The sequence below is a fragment of the Flavobacterium sandaracinum genome (assembly GCF_004349135.1).
Classification (GTDB): Bacteria; Bacteroidota; Bacteroidia; order Flavobacteriales; family Flavobacteriaceae; genus Flavobacterium; species Flavobacterium sandaracinum.
Map to the genome: position 1 here is coordinate 1 of NZ_SMFN01000029.1, position 18,163 is coordinate 18,163.

Sequence of the window (18,163 nt, forward strand, 5' to 3'; positions counted from 1 at the left end):
TAGCGGTTTTTGACCAGCGTGGCCCGCCTACTTGGTATCTTGGCAGTAGCCAAAGTTCAATTCCCTGTAAAAAATAACTTTATGGGTAAGGGCAGGTGTGCCCAATCCCGAAACTTCGGGAAAGAATATCAGGATAAAATTAGCCTGATTTAAACACCAAAAAAAAAGAGGCTCACTTGCCTCTTGAAATTCCCTCTATTTTTTTAACGATAAGTGCATAGTTCCTGCCAATGTCCGGTTCCGTTCAACCGCGGGTTCATTGTTCGGCTTGCAGCCGCAACGAAACCCTAGCTGTTATGCGACGCTTTTTTTATTTATTAGCTATTTCATAAACTATGTTTATCGTTTCTTCTAATTCAACTTCCATAACTTCAAATTTATCAAATGAGGTTTTCGGATTCATCATTTCACTCGCTACTCGTGGTTTTAAAAATTTTACTTCATCCATTTTTATTGATGAATATGTAATATCACGTAAATTATATTTAGAAACTTGTTTAACATTATTTAATTTTACATTTAAAGCAGTTGCAATATTTTCAGCATTATTTTTTGCGTCTAGAATTGCGTTTTGCACTAACTTTTGTCTTGTGGTTTTTTCCAAACTTTCTGATATTTGAGTTTCAAATTCAATATCCACATCTTGTAAGTTTTCGTTTTGAATCTCTTGATAAAACCCTTCAATTCTTTTATTGTCTAATACAAAATCTACAGACAATGTATTTGTTGCAGAAAATTCTTTTCTATTTTCGTAATCATCTTTAGAAATTTTATACTCAGATATTTTTACGTTCTTTTCAGTAAAACCTAGTTTAGAGAGTACATTTTGTAATTTTTCTATTTCTTGATTTAATTCTTTTATTGCAGTTTTTTCTATTGTATTTTGCTTTGTAACTGTTATTTTAAAATTTGCTAAATCAGGTTTTATTTTTGTTTTTGCAATTCCTTCTGCTACAAGTTCATTTCCGGTTTTTGTTTGTGAAAATGTTTGAATTACGAAAAATGAGAAGACAAAGATTGTAATTATTTTTTTCATTTTATTTTGGTTTTTTTGTTCGGTTTTTAAGTTCTGTGGCGCTCCAAAGTGTCGCATAACTAGTATATAGGTCTGATAAAATCAGACCTATCACCCCAAATTTAGAGAGATAGGTCTGATTGCGGTCAGACTTTGTTTCAAATCAAATGTATAAATATTTTTTTACAAATTATCAAATTGACTTTTTATTTGGTGAATACTTTTCGTACTTACATGAGTATAAATTTAAGTTGTTTTACTATTATTATGACCCGGTAATTCTTGTATATATGTTTGAACTGAGCTTAGTACATACAACCTTTTTGGTTAAATTACTGAAAGTTCATTTCGATAATTTATATTCAATAACTAACGTACAAAACCCTTTCTAAAATTCTTTACGGTTTTCCACATAGGCAATAAAAAAAGATGCCTAAGCATCTTTTTTCAGTGGTATTAAGATTAAATTTGTTATTCTTTGTTTAAATCAATTCGATAATCAAGTAATTTTTTTGGATCAATCCCTAAACCCTTTGCCAACTCTAAAAAAGTAGTAAAAGCTAAGTTTCTATTTCCATTCTCAATTTCACTAATATTGCTCTTTGTCAAATTACTATTGGTTGCAACAAAATCTTGACTTAAGCCCAATTCTTTTCTAACACTCCTTAAGTGCGCTCCAAATTGAATCAATCTTTTGTCTTTTTTCTTACTCATTTTACAAAAGGACTAAAAATAATTTTTAAAAAAGTTATAAGAACTTATAACAAAATCATTTTATTTGTTATATTTGTCATAGAGTAACAATTAATAATAAATTGGTTACTTGATAAAATTTAATATTTTTGCGACACTTCAAAAACATTGAAGCATTCGCTTTGAATCTCGTACTAGAAAATTGGCCTTTTCAAATTACCACGAGATGATAAGTATGATGCTCACGTCTATAGGCGTGGGCTCACTTATTTGTGGTAAGGTATGGCCAATACCTCTAGTGCAGTAAGCTGAGTTCCATGCCTTTTTTATGCGCAAAAGTTACTCCCTTTTATTCTTAGCAAATCTTCTTTTTTACAGTATCGTAAATCAATTAATTGAATTAGTTAGTTTGGAAACGCACTGCCTACGTTGGGCTGCAACTGGCAACGGCAGTGTACTTTCCTAAAAAACAACATAAATTCAAAAGCCTTTGCACCCAAAAAAAGAGTGCTCTCAAGATCTGTGGTAACAGCAATAGCGCAAATCGAAATAATAAATTGAAAAACAGGAAACAAACAACGAAAACATGAAATACTATAAAACTATAAAAGTTACTTTAATTCTAGCTTTCATTACACTGATAATTTGTTGGCTTTATGGTTGCGATGCTTTTATATAAACAGCAATAACTAAAAAAAATAACTATTTATTTTCACATCACACAGCTTGCTTAGATGCGACAACACCTAATAATATACAGATAACGCTTATGACTTAAAAGATAAAAATCTATGCCTTAGTACTTTCGAGGCTAATCACAAAAAAAAGGCCCTCTAACTCTTCTTGCCGGACGAATAGAGGACCAAAGCAAACTAAACCGAAGTCTCATTTAACCAATTCAAAAGTATGAAAAAAAAATCATTTTTGAAGTTTTGGACAACAACACAACTGTCCAAACTGTACTGCATCTTTTTCCTGTGTTTCATAACAGGATTAAATGCTCAAACACGATCTATTAAAGGCAAAATCACCGATGATACCATCACAGTTCCTGGCGTAACCATAAAGGTTAACAATAAGCCAACAACAGCATTTTCTGATGAAAATGGAAATTACACAATACTAGCAGCTGAGAATGATGTTTTGGTTTTTTCCTATCTAGGCTATAAAACGATTCAAATTGTAGTTGCAAATCAAGCAACTATTAATGTAAAATTGACTGAAGATGCAACGACTTTAAAAGAAATCGTAATAAATGCCGGATATTATTCTATAAAAGAAAAAGAGCAAACCGGTAGCATTGCAAGAATGACTGCAAAAGATATCGACAAGCAACCTGTCACAAACGTACTAGCCGCAATGCAAGGAAGATTGGCAGGTGTCAATATCATTCAAGATGGAGGAACTCCCGGCGGTGGTTTCCAAATTAAAATTAGAGGTCGCAACAGCATTCGTCTTGATGGAAATGAACCATTATACATTATTGATGGAGTTCCCTATTCAAACGAGTCCATAGGAAGCACGAACACTTCAACGGCATTACCAAGCCAAGCCAGTCCGCTCAACAGTATTAACCCCAATGATATAGAAAGCATCGAAGTATTAAAAGATGCCGATGCGACTGCAATTTACGGCTCAAGGGGAGCAAACGGTGTGGTCTTAATTACTCGAAAAAAAGGAAAATCAGGTAAAACAAACATTTCAGTAACTGCCTCAACAGCCGTTGGTGCAGCGACTAAATTTGTAGATCTGATGAATACGCAGCAGTATCTGTCGATGCGTAAACAAGCATTTATCAATGATGGAATTCCAATATCGGATACTGATTATGATGTAAATGGAGCTTGGGATCAAACTCGATATACCAATTGGCAAAAGGAATTATTAGGCGGTTCAGCAACAATCAATGACTTTAGAACCAGTATCTCTGGTGGCAGTGAAACAACACAATTCTTGATTAGTGGGAATTACAGAACTGAGGGAACAGTCCTTCCGGGAGATTTCAGGTACATTAAAGGAGGGATTCTTAGCTCAATAAACCACACTTCTTTAGATAAGAAATTCAAAATCTCTTTTTCGGGAAATTACACGGCACAAGATAATCTACAAGCAGCGACAGATTTGACGTTAACAGCGCGTTATTTGGCACCAAACGCTCCCGCGCTCTACGATTCAAATGGAAATCTGAATTGGGAAAATGATACCTTCGAAAATCCTTTGGCACCTCTAAAAAGTACCTACCGTGCGAACACCAATGACTTAGTAGCCAACAGCGTGTTGTCTTATGAACTACTTCCAGGTTTAGAAATAAAATCAAATTTTGGTTTTACCGATTTAAAAACCAAGGAAGTTCGAACGATACCATCCACCATTTACAATCCCGTTTACGAAGTTGGGAGTGACAATTCCTTAATGTACTTAAACCTTACCAGCAGACAATCATGGATTATTGAGCCACAACTAAGAGGTTTCAAAACTTTTGGAAACCACAAATTTGATGTACTACTGGGGATGACAAGCCAACAGCAACGTACAGAACGCCTATTCCAATCGGGTATTGGTTTTGCAAACAACAATCTGATTAACAACTTAGCATCTGCAATTACAAAAAACACAACCAATAGCGATACCTTTTTATACCGTTACCAAGCTTTTTTTGGTCGCATCAATTACAGTTACAACGAAAAATACTTTTTAAACTTTACAGGTCGTCGGGATGGCTCCAGCCGATTTGGACCAGGCAAACAATATGCTAATTTTGGTGCTATTGGTGCTGCATGGATTTTTAGCAAAGAAAAATTCAATTCAGAAAACAGTAAAATGAGTTTTGGAAAACTCCGTTTTAGTTATGGAACTACAGGCAATGATCAAATTGGAGATTATCAGTTTTATGATACCTACGGTACAACTGGTGCAAATTATCAGGGCATAATTGGGTTACAACCTACACGACTTTATAATGCCGATTTTGGATGGGAAACCAATCGTAAACTAGAATTAGCTTTAGAAACTGGTTTTTTTAAAGACAGAATTTTTAGTACGCTAGCGTTGTATAGGAATCGTTCGTCGGATCAATTGGTGGGTATTCCTATGCCAGCTACAACAGGTTTCTTGTCATTGAATGCGAATCTTGATGCTACCGTTGAAAATTCAGGTTTTGAATTTTCCGTACGAACCCTAAATATTGATTCAAACTCTTTTAAATGGTCAACGAACTTCAATGTGGCCGTTGCAAAAAATAAATTACTTTCTTTTCCGAATCTTTCAGGTTCCACTTTTGCAAATCGGTATGTGATTGGACAATCAATTGATATTGTAAAATTATACCAAAGCAAAGGTGTTAATCCACAAACAGGATTATACGATTTTGAAGATTTAAATGGGGATGGAAGCATAACAGCAGGCGACAAGCAAATTAGCAAGGACTTATCTCCTAAATATTTTGGAGGCATCCAAAACCAATTGGACTATAAAAATTGGCAATTGGATTTTTTATTTCAGTTCGTAAAAAGAGACAATTTCGATTACATTTCAAATGTTCCGGGAGGAGGTCAAGTAAACCAAAGCAGCACTAGTGGTGACGCTTGGCAGCAAATTGGGGATCAAAGCAGTTCGCAACTGCACACTACGGGACTAAATGGTGCAGCGGTAAGCACCTATTACAGATACATAGAAAGTGATGCTGTAATTACAGACGGCTCTTTTATCAGACTAAAAAATATTTCACTTTCCTATGATATTCCGTTACAAGCGACCACTAATGTAAAATGTAAACTTTTTATTCAAGGTCAAAACCTACTCACATTTACATCCTATAAAGCAGGTGATCCCGAGTTTAAGTTCTCAGGATTCCTCCCTCCGCTAAAAGTAATTAGTGGCGGAATGACATTAAACTTTTAATCCTCAAAAAATAGTAATATGAAAAATTTACAATTTATATCGGTACTTACAAAGCCATTTCAGGTGTATCGCATTCTTTTGGTTTTGACAGTGATACTTTTTTCAAGTTCCTGTAGTGATTTTGTAGAGGTTCCATTACCTAATTCTCAGCTTACGGGAACTACAGTTTTTGAAAGTGAATTGACAGCAAACGCAGCAATGGCACAAATCTATGCACAACTTCGAGACGGTGGCATCCTATCTGGATTACCTACTGGTGCATCTGTTAGAATGGGATTGTACGCTGATGAATTACAAGATTATACCAACTCTACAATTTCGCTACCTATTTACAACAATGCGCTTACAGCTGACAATGCTACTGTGGCGTCACTTTGGACTTCAAGCTATAGTCAAATATATAATGCAAATTCGGTTATTCAAGGTGTTGAAAATTCGACCGGGTTACCTATTGCAGTTAAAAACAGAGTGTCGGGTGAAGCACTATTTGTTCGTGCTCTAGTGCATTTTTATCTGTTGCAAATTTATGGTAGCATCCCATATATTACAGGAACCAATTATGAAATTAATAGAAAAGTTACGCGTAGTTCTGCTGATGAAGTATATGCAGCAATCGCGAAGGATTTAGAAAGTGCCAGTACTAGATTGCCTGAAAATTATAGTTCTTCGGATCGAGCAAAACCCAATAAAATGGTAGCTAAAGCCATGCTGGCCAGAGTATATTTATACATGAATAAAAATACAGAAGCAGCAAATGAAGCAACTACTGTAATCAATAGTCCGCTTTATGCTTGGGAAACGGATTTAAACAAAATTTTTCTAAGAAATAGTAAAACCACTATTTGGCAATTAGCATCAGCAACAGCGGTACGAAATAGTAATGAAGGTACAACTTTTATTTTCGTATCTGGACCACCACCAGTTTGTGCGCTTCGTACCGATTTTATGAATGCATTTGAAACGGGCGACCAACGCAAAGTGAATTGGACAAAGTCAGTTACCACCGGATTAAATACTTGGTATCATCCTAATAAATACAAACTGCGCACCGCAACAACAAGTTCGCAGGAATATTCTATTGTGTTGCGCTTAGCAGAACAATATTTGATCAGAGCCGAGGCACGAGCAAAACAAGGTGATTTAACGGGCGCAAAAGAAGATTTAAATAAGATAAGGACGACCGCTGGTTTACCAATAATTACCTCAACTATTGCCACTGAAATTTTATCTGAAATTCAAAAACAAAGAAGATTTGAGTTTTTTACGGAACACGGTCATCGCTTTTTTGATTTAAAACGTAGTGGAACAGCCGATGGAGTATTATCTATTTCAAAACCAGGTTGGAACAGTTCAGATATTTTGTGGCCTATTCCAGAGCTAGAATTGAATGCAAATCCAAATTTACAACCGCAAAACACAGGATATTAAAGTTATGAAGCTATTAAAAAACAATAGTACTATCGCTTTCAGTTATTCTTGTAAAAAAACAATTTTGTCATTTTGGATAGCGATATCCTGCTCTATTTATGGGCAGGATAATTCCAAAAAGAATATTACTGAAGCAGAGTATGAAAGGTGGGGCAAATTAGAGAACAGGGCTATTTCCCAAAAAGGAAACTGGATTTCATTTGATATGCAGTACAGCAATGGTTCAGATACACTCTTTGTAAAACATACGCAGAAAAATATTGGATTTAGTTTTCCACTAGGAACACAAGGCAAATTTGGTGGTGAAATTACATTTGGGGCCTTTCAAGGAGATACTGTAATAGTAACCAACTTAGAAAATAGTGAAAACATTAGTATATCAAATTGTACTGCTTTTGAATTTACCAACAGCGGAAAAATTATTGTGAGCTATTCCAATGAAGGGGAATTAATGGTAAGGACCATAAAAAATAAAGAAATCATCCAACTTCCAAATGTAACAGAATACCAATTGGACCAGCCTAACGATATCCTGACTTATCTCACTAACAATAATGGGAAAAGTAGTTTCGGAACAATAAATCTTAGAACAAACCAAAAAACAGAATATCACACAACGCAAAACAAATTATCTGGTCTGACATTAGCAGAATATGAAAAAGGTGTTTTTTGGCTCGAAGAGGGCATCAACGGGAAATACACAAAACTGAACTTCTTCAAAAACCAAGATAACAGTATTCAGACTTTTGAACCAAAATCATTCTTAAATTTTCCAGAAAAGCATGAAATTGTTACCTCAAAATCTTTCAAAATTTCAAGTGATGGTAAAAGGGTATTTTTTGGAATCGCAAAACTCAAAGAAGAGGCAACACCAAAAAAAGACGATGTCGAGGTTTGGGATACAGAAGATTTATGGATTTATCCAAAAGCAAGCAGGGAAAATCTTGAGGGGTATTCAACTTTGTCTGTCTGGTTTATCGAAGAAAATCGGTGGAATACGATTACAAGTAAAGAACTCCCTTTTGTACAGCTTAACGGCAGTAAATCAGTTGCATTACTTTACAATCCCACTGCATATGCACCTCATTTTAAACGCTATGGTGAGGTTGACTATTTCTTGTACAATCTGGCTGATGGTACCAAAAAGCTATTTTTAGAAAAGCAACCTGGTGAAAATTACTTATTGTCTTTTTCCCCAAATGGAGCGTACATATGCTATTTTAAAGATAAAAATTGGTGGCTGTACAATATAAAAACACAATCTACGGTGTCAATTGTGGCACCTGCTGGTTCCGAATGGGTTTCAAATGATTTAAAATACATAACAAGACCACATATTTTTGGAATGAAAGGATGGAGTAATGATGGAGAATACCTTTTGGTACAAGATGAATTCGATGTCTATCAATTTGACATCAAAACAAATAAACTAAAACGCATTACAAACGGACAAGAAAGCGGAAAGTACTTCACTGTAGATGGTTCGAACATCAAGCAAATAGGAAATGATAATTACAACGGTTGGGCTCTTACTGAAATTAATGCGACTAATGATTTAATCGTCTCTTCAAGAAATGCGACTACTAAAGCACAACAATTCAAATTAGTTTCGACTTCCAACACTTTAATTCCAGTAGCAAATAATGATACAAAATCAGATGAATTGCGCAGGGCCAATAATGAAGTCTATGTCTATCGAGAACAATCGCATAATGAGTCTCCAAGAATTGTCTCATTTAAAAATGGTGTAAATAAAGTTCTGTTTGAAAGCAATAGCCATGATAAAAATTTCAATCAAGGAAAGGTAGAACTAATTTCATTTTCGAATTCAAAAGGAGACAAACTGCAAGGATTATTATATTATCCGGTAAATTATGAAGTAGGCAAAAAATATCCGATGATAATCAATGTGTACTCACAAATCACAAACTCATTGCACGAATATTGCATTCCGACTTTATACAACGATACCGGTTTTAATGTGAAACATTTTGTGCAACAGAATTATTTTGTACTAATGCCTGATGTGAAATATTATGAAGGAGAAACCGGAAATAGTGCACTGGATTGTGTTGTTGCTGCAAACAATGCAGTTGTAAAAACAGGAATGATTGACACAAAGTATATTGGCTTAATAGGGCATTCTTTCGGAGGCTATGAAACAAATTACATTATTACAAAATCGAAAATTTTTGCTGCGGCAGTATCGGGTGCAGCAATTTCAGACATGGTAAGTTGGTATTTTAGTAACTCAAAAAGTCTTAATATCCCAGAATTATGGCGAAGTGAATCGCAACAATGGAGAATAGGAAAATCTATTTTTGAAGACAAAGAGTTGTACCTAAAAAATTCACCCATACTTTATGCAGATAATGTTACTACACCATTACTGTCTTGGGTTGGTAAAATGGAGACTAATTTACCCTACGAACAGAGTTTACTTTTTTATAATGCATTGAGGAGAGCCAAGAAAAAGAATGTTTTATTGGTATATCCAAAAGACCAGCATGTAATTGTAATCAAGGAGAATAAAATGGACCTTACAAAACGAATTACAGATTGGTTTGACCAATATTTAAAGGAATAAAAAAATAAGTGCAGTTTGAAAAAACTGCACTTATTCGTTAATCGTAAATCCATTTAGAATTTTAATAAAACGCCGACTTTGGAGGCGTTTTCCAGCCCCCTGCAAGGGCAAGTGGTTTTGAGCTGCGGAAAGTATTTCAAGCAGCTCAAAACACAACTTGCTATTTTCCTGCGAAAATATTATTGGATATGGTTTTAATGCAAAGGGCTTGAGGCCCTTTTTTTGTTTTGCGGATATTTAGGAATTGTTATGTGTTGTGATTGGTTTGAACAAAATTAGCCTTGATAAGGCTGTGTAGAAATAGGATAGTGTTGGCATTCCTGGCTTTAATGGGGTCAACTCATAAATTCCAGAGAAGCTTAACTGCAGTTATCTGCCGAATTAGAAAATATGCATATATGTACCTTCAAACATAAATATTTAAATTTATCTTCTCATGTCTATTGAGGTATCAATGCAATTCTGTACGGATGCACTGATTTATAGAAGTATTTAATCCCATAAGTAAATGCGCTTTTATAGCTGTATGTATGTACATACGTTTTTACAATTTTATGCTTTTACATATGTATGCTTTTACGCAAAGACATGAATGCTCCCTTATGTAAATAAGTAAATAAATAGACTTTTAGATACACACATATACCCCTATCTAAAAACATAAATATATTTTCCAAAGAAAACAGAAAATCGGAAAAAAGAAAAAGAAAGCAATTTCAAAGGACGGGATGCAGACAGGACAAAAGGAAACGGAATAAGTCCCGAAGGGTGGTTTGTGAGGCACGAGCTAACCATTATGCCGTAGTCTTTTGGACAGGCTCATCCAGCACGTCCTACCTTGGTTTTCTTTTTAATATTTCTTTGAGTAAAATATAAAGTCCAACCTGTCCAAAGAGACTGAACAAAGCAAAGATGAGGAATTAAACAAACCAAGAAAAACCCGTTTAGGGATTTAGGTATTCACTAAATCCAGCTGTAGGGTTTATCTTTACGGTTAAGATAGCAATACATCTCTTCCTTTTTGAGTTCGGGAAAGAATTTAAGAGCATTCTCAATGGCATAGTTGGGAAGAAAGAAAATCTCGTCACGGATAGAAATAATTACTTTTTCACGACCATAAAAACGGACGATTTCGTCAATTTGATCCTGACCTCCACGCTCAACAATACGGGCAATTACCATTTTATATCCTCCATCCCAGTCAATACTGTCGAATCTAAAATCCCAGAAGAATTTAGGGTGAAGATTAGGTATATGTTTGGTTAATGGCTTCATTGTTTTTTTAATTGGTGTAGTATCAAATATAAGTATTTTTTGCTTAATTACCTGCGAAATCCTCTCTTTTTGTTGGGATTAATCGGTAAATCCTGGCTTTCTGATTTAAATTTATACAAAGGATTTTTTACTGCCAGTTCCAGCCGTTTTTGGATAATTTTCCAGTTTTGCTCTTTTTCTTTCAGCATATCTATACCTTCAAAGGTACTAATCTTGTCATATGTATTCAGACCTATGGAAGCCCAGTAGGGATCCTTATCGTATTTTCTCTGATAGGCTTGTAGGTAGAACTTTAATGGTTCTCGTTCAAGCATAAAGTACATGTCAACAAAATCCTTGTACCTGTCTCCGCTCTGATGAATCGCATGGAGTTTCATTGCTCCAATATCTTCATTGGAAATCATGCGGACTCCTTCAGCTGTTTCCACGGAATTCAGAAGAGGGTAATTGTGTGTAACAATATCGACTTTTATATCATCGATGTAGGTAAGAACAGTGTTCGGGAAGAACTGGCTTTCCTTTTCATTTACATCGTAAGTGTCATGCAGATATTTGAGCTCATCTGCGAATTAAAAGTTTTTGTTGTAAAAAGATCTAGATCCACTGATAAGCGATGTCCCAGTCGTAAGGCTAACGCCGTACCGCCGACCAATATATAGTCTTTCAATTTTTCATCTTTCATAAGCCTTTGGAGAAGTTCCCACATCTCCTTGCTAACTGTTTCTTTGCAGAGCATAATTTCACGTTTCTCATGAAATTAATCCCGAAAGCGAGGCACTCTTAGAAAGGGTCCTTTGGTGGCTTTATTTGACGGAAGTTGTCCTTAAGGCGAAAATCAACATGCGGAAATAATAAGCCAAATGCTTCCACATCCACCAATATTTAGAGGTCATTACTAATGATAAAGTATATTGGTTTTTAAATTGTTTAAACGAAACCAGTAATAACGGTAATGGAAAGCAACGGCAAAACCACCCCGCATAAAGGAGGCAGGCATCCCAAGAAAGATCCCGCCGTTCACCGCTATTCTATAAGTCTTAGTGCTGAGGAAAATGCACGATTCCTTTCTCTCTACGAAGCTTCACGCATGGATGTAATGGCACATTTTATTACGGCATGTATTTTCCAAAAAGCAATTACGAAGGTAACGGTTGACAAGGCAACCATGGATTACTATATGCGCCTGACTACCCTATTCGGACAGTTCAGGGCTGTAGGAACCAATTATAACCAAGTGGTAAAAATACTGTACCGCAATTTTTCTGAAAAGAAAGCCGCAGCCTATCTCTATAAATTGGAAAAACAGACAGCAGAAATGGCGGTATTGTGTCAAAAAATCATTCTACTAACTGAAGATTTTGAAGCAAAACACCTGAAAAAATGATAGCTAAGATAGGAAGAGGAAACAATCTGTATGGCGCATTGGCATACAATCAACTCAAAGTGGAAAAGGAAAATGGGCAGGTTTTGTATACCAATAAGATAATTGAAACTCCTGATGGCATTTACGCCACCAGTCAACTGTTGCGTTCTTTTGAACCGTACTTGCTTGCCAATCGAAAGACTGAAAAACCAATATTACATATCTCTCTCAATCCTGATCCGAAGGATAAAGTAAGTGATGAACAATTTGAAAAGCTGGCGCAAAAGTATATGCAGAAAATGGGTTACGCTGAACAGCCTTTTGTGGTATTCAAGCATACAGATATTGAGCGGACCCATATTCATATCGTATCAGTTTGTGTGGATGAAAATGGCAGGAAAATATCGGATAAATTTGAAAAAAGACATTCGATGAATGTCTGTCGGGAATTGGAAAAACAATTCTGCTTGATATCGGCTATCGAGAAAAAGCAAAATCCACAAAATCAAATATTCAAACCCATTGATTATAAGGCTGGTGACATAAAGAGCCAGATGGCTTCGGTAATCCGTAATTTGCCAAAGTATTACAAATTTGAGGGTTTCGGCACCTACAATGCCCTGCTTTCCCTTTTCAATATTACCGCTGAAGAAGTCAAGAGCGAATTTGATGGAATCCCAAAACAAGGACTGGTATATTTTGCATTAAATGAAAAGGGAGAAAAAGCAAGCAATCCTTTTAAGGCTTCGCTTTTCGGTAAACAGGCAGGATATGTTCAGCTTCAACAACGCTATGGGAATTCCAGAGAATTATTGAAAAATGAGCCATCCAAACCTTTGCTTAAGACAACCATTGAGATGTGCTTGCAGACGGCATCGGATGAAAAAGAATTCAAAAAACGGTTGTTGGAACGAGGTATTAATACCGTTGTAAGACGAAATACGCAAGGCAGAGTTTATGGAATAACCTTTGTTGATCATAGTTCAAAATCCGTGTGGAATGGTTCGCAATTAGGCAAAAACCTTTCGGCTAACGTTTTCAATGACTGGTGGAATAATGGCACTAAAATAGAGCAGCCTGTACAGGGAAATGGTGTTTCAAAGAACAATGCGACTATAAATGAAGATGTCAAACAATCACACAAGCTGTTTGACTTTTTGGTTAAGGAAAATATGTCCTATAGCCACGAAGAAAATAACCTTATTGAAGTCTTTGGAGGGTTATTATCCATTGGAAAAGCAGAAGACTATGATGAAGAATTATTTGCCAACCAAACGAAAAAGAAAGCCAGACGCAAAAAAAGATAGTGCATACTATCAATTTTAATCGCCAGCCTTTTTGTTGATTCACGACAAAGGAGTGATTCATCAAATTGGCTGTACCAACTCTTTTTAAAAACAAAGACTGTCCCGACTATAAGAAGGGATTGTCTTTATTTTTTTTATAACTGTTGCTAATATTGCTTTGAGACTAATGCAGCCAAAGAGTTCCTAGGTGAGACTGTAATTACTCCTAAGCTGTCAGATGGTTTAAATTCATAAGACTTAAAAACAAACATCGTTTTAACAAAAGGCAAAGGAGGTGAAAAATGAAACAGGAATTTATCAAACAGACTGATGTAGAAGAATATATCTCAAAAAATTATGAAGATATAGAACGGGAAAAAGAACAAAAATTCGTAGATTTAATGATTGAAATTATTGTATCATTAACATTGAAAGAATTATATGAAGAGGGCGATTAGATATTTAAGATTTAGTCAATTAGGGCAAAGTAATGGCTCGATTGAAAGACAGGAATTGTATACCGATCAATACCTGCAATATAATAATATACAGTTGGTGGATTCCTTCATTGACAGGGGTAAAAGTGCCAAGACTTTTGACCGTCCAGATTTTATAAAATTACAGGCATTCATTGCCAAGCATTATAAATCGGTGGATTACCTACTTGTAGACCAGCTTGACCGTTTCAGCAGGGATGCGGGTGAAGCTATGAGTTTGGTCAAACAATTTCAAAAAAAATACAGTATTCAGATTATCAGCGTGACTGAAGGGATCGTTTTTGATTATGATACACCGGGAAGCTTTTTCAGAGCAGGCTTACAATTGTTGCTAGCTGAAGAAGACAATATCAACAGGAGTATAAAAGTGCGTGGCGGACTCTATACAGCCCGTGCAAAAGAAGGTCGTTTCCTTACTAGAGAAAAACCTTTCGGCTACAGCAAGGTTGGAGAAGGAAAACAGCGCCACCTTGAAGTAAATGAGATAGAAGCTAAAATTGTCAAAACAATTTATGATATGTATCTGCGTGATGTGCCGTTATATAAAATCAAAGAAATAGCTTATCAATCAGGTTTTGACAGGAAAGGCAACATGGCTATTGATCGTGTGCTTGCAAATCCTGTTTATGCAGGGCTTGTAAGGGTTGAGCCGTTCAAAGATCTGCCGGGAGGTCTTTTTCCAGCCATTCATGAGCCAATAGTTGATAAGACAACATGGACAATGGTACAGTCCAAAATGAAGAAAGTTGATAAAGTAAAGGTAGTTATCGATGATGAAATACCGCTACGGGGCGTTGTAAAATGCCATTGTGGAACTCCGCTTACTGGTGCGCCTTCTCGTGGTAAATCTGGAAAATACTTCTACTATTATAAATGCAAGCATTCAAAACATAACAATATAAGTGCAATCAAAGCACATGAGCAATTCTTAAACGTCTGCGATCTCATGAGCGTTCCCGAAAGACAGATTAAAGAGATAAGAGATGGCAGTTACGCCTCAATTGAACAGGAAGTAAAGGCAAACAAGAAAAAAGTAGCAGACAAAAAACATGAGCTGGAGGGAGTACAGCAGCTATTAAATGCAGTAGAAGAAAAATGGTTTAGAGACGAGATAAACAAGGATACCTACGAAAGATGGTATTCAACCTACAGTGACCATATATTGACCATTACAGCAGCAATAGAAAGACTTAGCCCAAATCAAGGGAAGGCCTTCGAGATTTTAGACCGTAATCTGGATTTATTGGGTGATGTCAAACATGTCTACACGAGGTCAGATACTCTGCAAAAGCGTGAGTTTGTAAAGATGGTGTTCAATGGTAACTTATACTACCAAGAGGGTATATATCGAACACCTACAATTTTAGATATATTTTCTCATAATGCCAGTAAAATGGAGGAAAAGGGATGTCTTATATACAAAAAAAAGAGGGAAAACCTTTCGGTAATCCCTCAAAGTGGGCGATGAGGGGTTCGAACCCCCGACCCCCTCGGTGTAAACGAGGTGCTCTGAACCAGCTGAGCTAATCGCCCTAAACAATTTAGTTACTTTCGTTTCCGTTATTGCGTGTGCAAATATACGCCACTTTTCTAGATTTGCAAGTAAAAAATAAAAAAATTATAAAATTTCTGCCACTACAAATGTACTTCCGCCAATGTATATAAAATCAGATTTTGTGGCATTTTCAATTGCTTTCTGGTAAGCTTCTGAAACAGAATTGTATACCTCGCCTTTTAAACCAAAGCTAGTGGCTTTTTCTTTTAGAATCTGAACTTCCAGACCTCGAGGAATATTAGGTTTACAGAAATAATAATTTGCTTTTTTAGGGAATAAAGGCAAAATCTCCTCTAAATCTTTGTCATTTACAACTCCTAAAACAATATGTAAAGTGTCAAAATCTTCTTTTTGGATTTGATCCAAAACAATTTCTAGTCCGTTTTTATTGTGTGCAGTATCGCAAATGACTTTTGGGGATTCTCTTAATTGCTGCCATCTTCCCTGCAAACCGGTATTTTTCACCACATTTAATAAGCCTGCTTTAATATTTTCAGGTGTGATTTTAAATTCGTTCTGTTTGTTTAAAACTTTGACAGTTTGTAAAACAGTTTTTTTATTATGAATTTGATAATCGCCAATTAAGTCAGAAGGATAAGATGCTGAAATTAAATCAGCGGCAAAATAGATTTCCGAATCGCATTCTTTGGCTTTGGCCAAAAAAACAGGCTTGGTTTCAGGAGTGTATTCGCCAATAATTACGGGAATATTGGGTTTGATAATTCCTGCTTTTTCAAAAGCGATAGCATCAAGTGTATTGCCTAAAAATTGTGTGTGATCCATTCCTATATTGGTAATAACCGAAATTAATGGCGTGATGATGTTGGTCGCATCTAATCTTCCGCCCATTCCCACTTCAATAACGGCAATGTCTACTTTTTCTTTTGCAAAATAATCGAAGGCAAGTCCAACGGTCATTTCGAAAAAACTCATATCATTGGATTCAAAAAATTTTTTGTGTTCATTGATGAAATCAGTAACAAATTTCTCGGAAATATCTTTTCCATTAATTTTGGTGCGTTCACGAAAATCCTTTAAATGTGGTGAAGTATACAATCCAACTTTATAGCCCGCTTCTTGAAGTATGGATGCCAACATGTGCGAAGTGGATCCTTTTCCGTTGGTTCCAGCCACATGAATGCACTTTAATTTCTCCTGTGGATTTTTAAGATGTGTTAGGAGTAAATGAGTATTGGTTAAATCTTTTTTGTACGCCGATGCGCCCTGAAGTTGGTACATTGGGAGTTGATTAAACATCCAATTTGTGGTTTCCTGATAGTTCATGAGGTCTTTAAATAATAAAAACTCAAAGATACTTGAGTTTTTATTATTTAGCATCTGGATTAATCGCTTATTTTAAAGTTAACGGTGATAAAGCCAACTTGAGTTTCGGGTGCATTTGGATCTGCTTGCCATTTGTATTTTCGGGCTGTAGCCAAAGCGGGTTCTACAAGGCAAGGATTAGTGTTTGTTGTACCTTTAGTGTATTTGGCAGCAATTACGTTCCCGTTTCTATTTACCGTAATCTGAACGACTACAGTGCCAAATTCGTTGCACTTTTGTACTTCTTTTCCTCTTGAGCTTATGCTTCTGCCATTTAATCCCCAGCCACTTCCATTACCGCTTCCACTTCCGGAACCATAATAAGTGTTGGCGTAAGGATTGCCGTTTGGACTTCCTTTGTCCCCAGCTGTGTTGTCATTGCCTTGGCCACCTTGAGCTTTTCCGTCTGATTTCGGGCCGTTTAGTATGCTTGACAATGCGTCAGAAGTACTTTGTGAAGGTTTTGGATTTTCTATAGGCTTCGGTTTTACAATTTCTTTGGCGGTTTCCTTATTAGGTTGGATTTTCTTGGTTTCTTTTATAACCACTGCCTCTTCAATATCTTGTGATAAAACCTCGTCATTGCTTGAAGCAGTTTCTTGTGCTGCAGTCGCTTTAGGTGCTGATTGTATGGCTTCTGTAGGTTGTATGTCTCCTGCTCCAAATTCGGTAGTTCCAAAATTGATGGCTATTCCATTTTCAGGAGGAGGATCTAGAGAAGTCAATCCTAAATAAAAGAACAAAACAAATAGAATCACAAAAATTATTGATGTGATTGCAAATGATTTTTTTTCTTCTTCTGTTTCTATGTATTTCATTTAGAATAAATCTTTAAAAGCACTAAAATTATTTAGGTCTTACTGCTAAAACTACTTTGATTTGGTTTCGATTTGCGATATCTAAAACACTCACAGCTTTCTCAATTGGGACACCTTCTTCGGCTCTCAAAACAATAGCTTTTTCTTTGTCTGCAGTAAAAAGGGATAGCAATTTAGATTCCAATTCAGTTTCTAAAACCGGTTCTTTATCAATAAAAAACTCTAATTTTTTATTGATGCTTACAGAGATGTTTTTGTTACTGTCTGTTTTTCCTTTTGCCTTTGGTAGCACCAAGTCTAATGCATTGGTGGTTACCATCGTTGACGTCAACATAAAGAATATCAGCAATAGGAATACAATATCTGTCATAGACGACATGTTGAATTCTGCACTAACTTTATTTCTTCCTCTTAAATTCATGA

General features: G+C 35.9%; 15 protein-coding genes and 1 tRNA gene. 7 read left to right on the forward strand and 9 right to left on the reverse strand.

The features are described 5' to 3' along the window. Positions 1 to 310: 310 nt before the first annotated feature. Both E0F91_RS16260 and E0F91_RS16265 read right to left on the reverse strand, forming a co-directional pair. Complete coding sequence (locus E0F91_RS16260) at positions 311 to 1,036, reverse strand: SIMPL domain-containing protein (protein ID WP_165930152.1); 726 nt, start codon at positions 1,034 to 1,036, stop codon at positions 311 to 313. A 450-nt stretch (positions 1,037 to 1,486) separates the two neighbouring features. After that, a complete protein-coding gene (locus E0F91_RS16265) occupies positions 1,487 to 1,729 on the reverse strand; it encodes a helix-turn-helix domain-containing protein (RefSeq protein ID WP_131910061.1) in 243 nt (80 codons plus the stop codon). Between the two features lie 885 nt (positions 1,730 to 2,614). On the opposite strand from E0F91_RS16265, the gene E0F91_RS16270 reads away from it, so the two are divergent. Genes E0F91_RS16270 through E0F91_RS16280 form a run of 3 tightly spaced genes read left to right on the forward strand, consistent with a single transcriptional unit; the run spans position 2,615 to position 9,623 of the window. Next, positions 2,615 to 5,608: a SusC/RagA family TonB-linked outer membrane protein gene (locus tag E0F91_RS16270; protein ID WP_132067453.1), complete on the forward strand. Its 2,994-nt coding sequence runs from the start codon at positions 2,615 to 2,617 to the stop codon at positions 5,606 to 5,608. Between the two features lie 18 nt (positions 5,609 to 5,626). Further along, on the forward strand, positions 5,627 to 7,036 hold the full coding sequence (locus tag E0F91_RS16275; RefSeq protein WP_132067454.1) for a RagB/SusD family nutrient uptake outer membrane protein: 1,410 nt from the start codon (positions 5,627 to 5,629) through the stop codon (positions 7,034 to 7,036). A gap of 4 nt (positions 7,037 to 7,040) precedes the next feature. Further along, complete coding sequence (locus E0F91_RS16280) at positions 7,041 to 9,623, forward strand: S9 family peptidase (protein ID WP_165930153.1); 2,583 nt, start codon at positions 7,041 to 7,043, stop codon at positions 9,621 to 9,623. A gap of 963 nt (positions 9,624 to 10,586) precedes the next feature. Here E0F91_RS16280 and E0F91_RS16285 read toward each other — a convergent pair. The 3 genes from E0F91_RS16285 to E0F91_RS18035 all read right to left on the reverse strand — a co-directional run bounded on the left by E0F91_RS16285 (position 10,587) and on the right by E0F91_RS18035 (position 11,634). Beyond that, positions 10,587 to 10,898, reverse strand: coding sequence for a DUF6922 domain-containing protein (locus E0F91_RS16285; RefSeq protein ID WP_132067456.1), 312 nt, complete (start codon positions 10,896 to 10,898; stop codon positions 10,587 to 10,589). A 47-nt stretch (positions 10,899 to 10,945) separates the two neighbouring features. Continuing rightward, complete coding sequence (locus E0F91_RS18030) at positions 10,946 to 11,326, reverse strand: nucleotidyl transferase AbiEii/AbiGii toxin family protein (protein ID WP_132067457.1); 381 nt, start codon at positions 11,324 to 11,326, stop codon at positions 10,946 to 10,948. Between the two features lie 98 nt (positions 11,327 to 11,424). Then, positions 11,425 to 11,634 (reverse strand): nucleotidyl transferase AbiEii/AbiGii toxin family protein, encoded by a 210-nt coding sequence (locus tag E0F91_RS18035; RefSeq protein WP_132067458.1) that lies wholly within the window; start codon positions 11,632 to 11,634, stop codon positions 11,425 to 11,427. Positions 11,635 to 11,850: 216 nt separating this feature from the next. Here E0F91_RS18035 and mobA point away from each other — a divergent pair, with 216 nt between their 5' ends. The 4 genes from mobA (at position 11,851) to E0F91_RS16310 (ending at position 15,512) form a co-directional block, all read left to right on the forward strand. Further along, positions 11,851 to 12,282 (forward strand): conjugal transfer protein MobA, encoded by a 432-nt coding sequence (gene mobA / locus E0F91_RS16300; RefSeq protein ID WP_132067459.1) that lies wholly within the window; start codon positions 11,851 to 11,853, stop codon positions 12,280 to 12,282. Next, on the forward strand, positions 12,279 to 13,568 hold the full coding sequence (gene mobB, locus E0F91_RS16305) for a conjugal transfer protein MobB (RefSeq protein ID WP_132067460.1): 1,290 nt from the start codon (positions 12,279 to 12,281) through the stop codon (positions 13,566 to 13,568). Before mobA ends, mobB begins: the two co-directional genes overlap by 4 nt. A gap of 281 nt (positions 13,569 to 13,849) precedes the next feature. Then, positions 13,850 to 14,005, forward strand: a complete 156-nt coding sequence (locus tag E0F91_RS17810) for a hypothetical protein (RefSeq protein WP_158234581.1) — start codon at positions 13,850 to 13,852, stop codon at positions 14,003 to 14,005. After that, positions 13,989 to 15,512: a recombinase family protein gene (locus E0F91_RS16310; protein WP_132067461.1), complete on the forward strand. Its 1,524-nt coding sequence runs from the start codon at positions 13,989 to 13,991 to the stop codon at positions 15,510 to 15,512. The genes E0F91_RS17810 and E0F91_RS16310 overlap by 17 nt, the downstream gene beginning before the upstream one ends. Here the strand turns inward: E0F91_RS16310 and E0F91_RS16315 are convergent. The 4 genes from E0F91_RS16315 to E0F91_RS16330 form a co-directional block, all read right to left on the reverse strand. Further along, positions 15,503 to 15,577 (reverse strand) — tRNA-Val (locus tag E0F91_RS16315). The two genes, E0F91_RS16310 and E0F91_RS16315, sit on opposite strands and share 10 nt — an antisense overlap. An 85-nt stretch (positions 15,578 to 15,662) precedes the next feature. Further along, positions 15,663 to 16,883, reverse strand: a complete 1,221-nt coding sequence (locus tag E0F91_RS16320; protein WP_132067462.1) for a bifunctional folylpolyglutamate synthase/dihydrofolate synthase — start codon at positions 16,881 to 16,883, stop codon at positions 15,663 to 15,665. Positions 16,884 to 16,942: 59 nt separating this feature from the next. Continuing rightward, positions 16,943 to 17,740 (reverse strand): energy transducer TonB family protein, encoded by a 798-nt coding sequence (locus E0F91_RS16325; RefSeq protein ID WP_132067463.1) that lies wholly within the window; start codon positions 17,738 to 17,740, stop codon positions 16,943 to 16,945. Positions 17,741 to 17,768: 28 nt separating this feature from the next. Next, the gene (locus E0F91_RS16330; RefSeq protein ID WP_132067464.1) at positions 17,769 to 18,161 is read right to left on the reverse strand and encodes an ExbD/TolR family protein; all 393 of its coding nucleotides are present in this window, start codon (positions 18,159 to 18,161) and stop codon (positions 17,769 to 17,771) included. Positions 18,162 to 18,163: the final 2 nt, after the last annotated feature.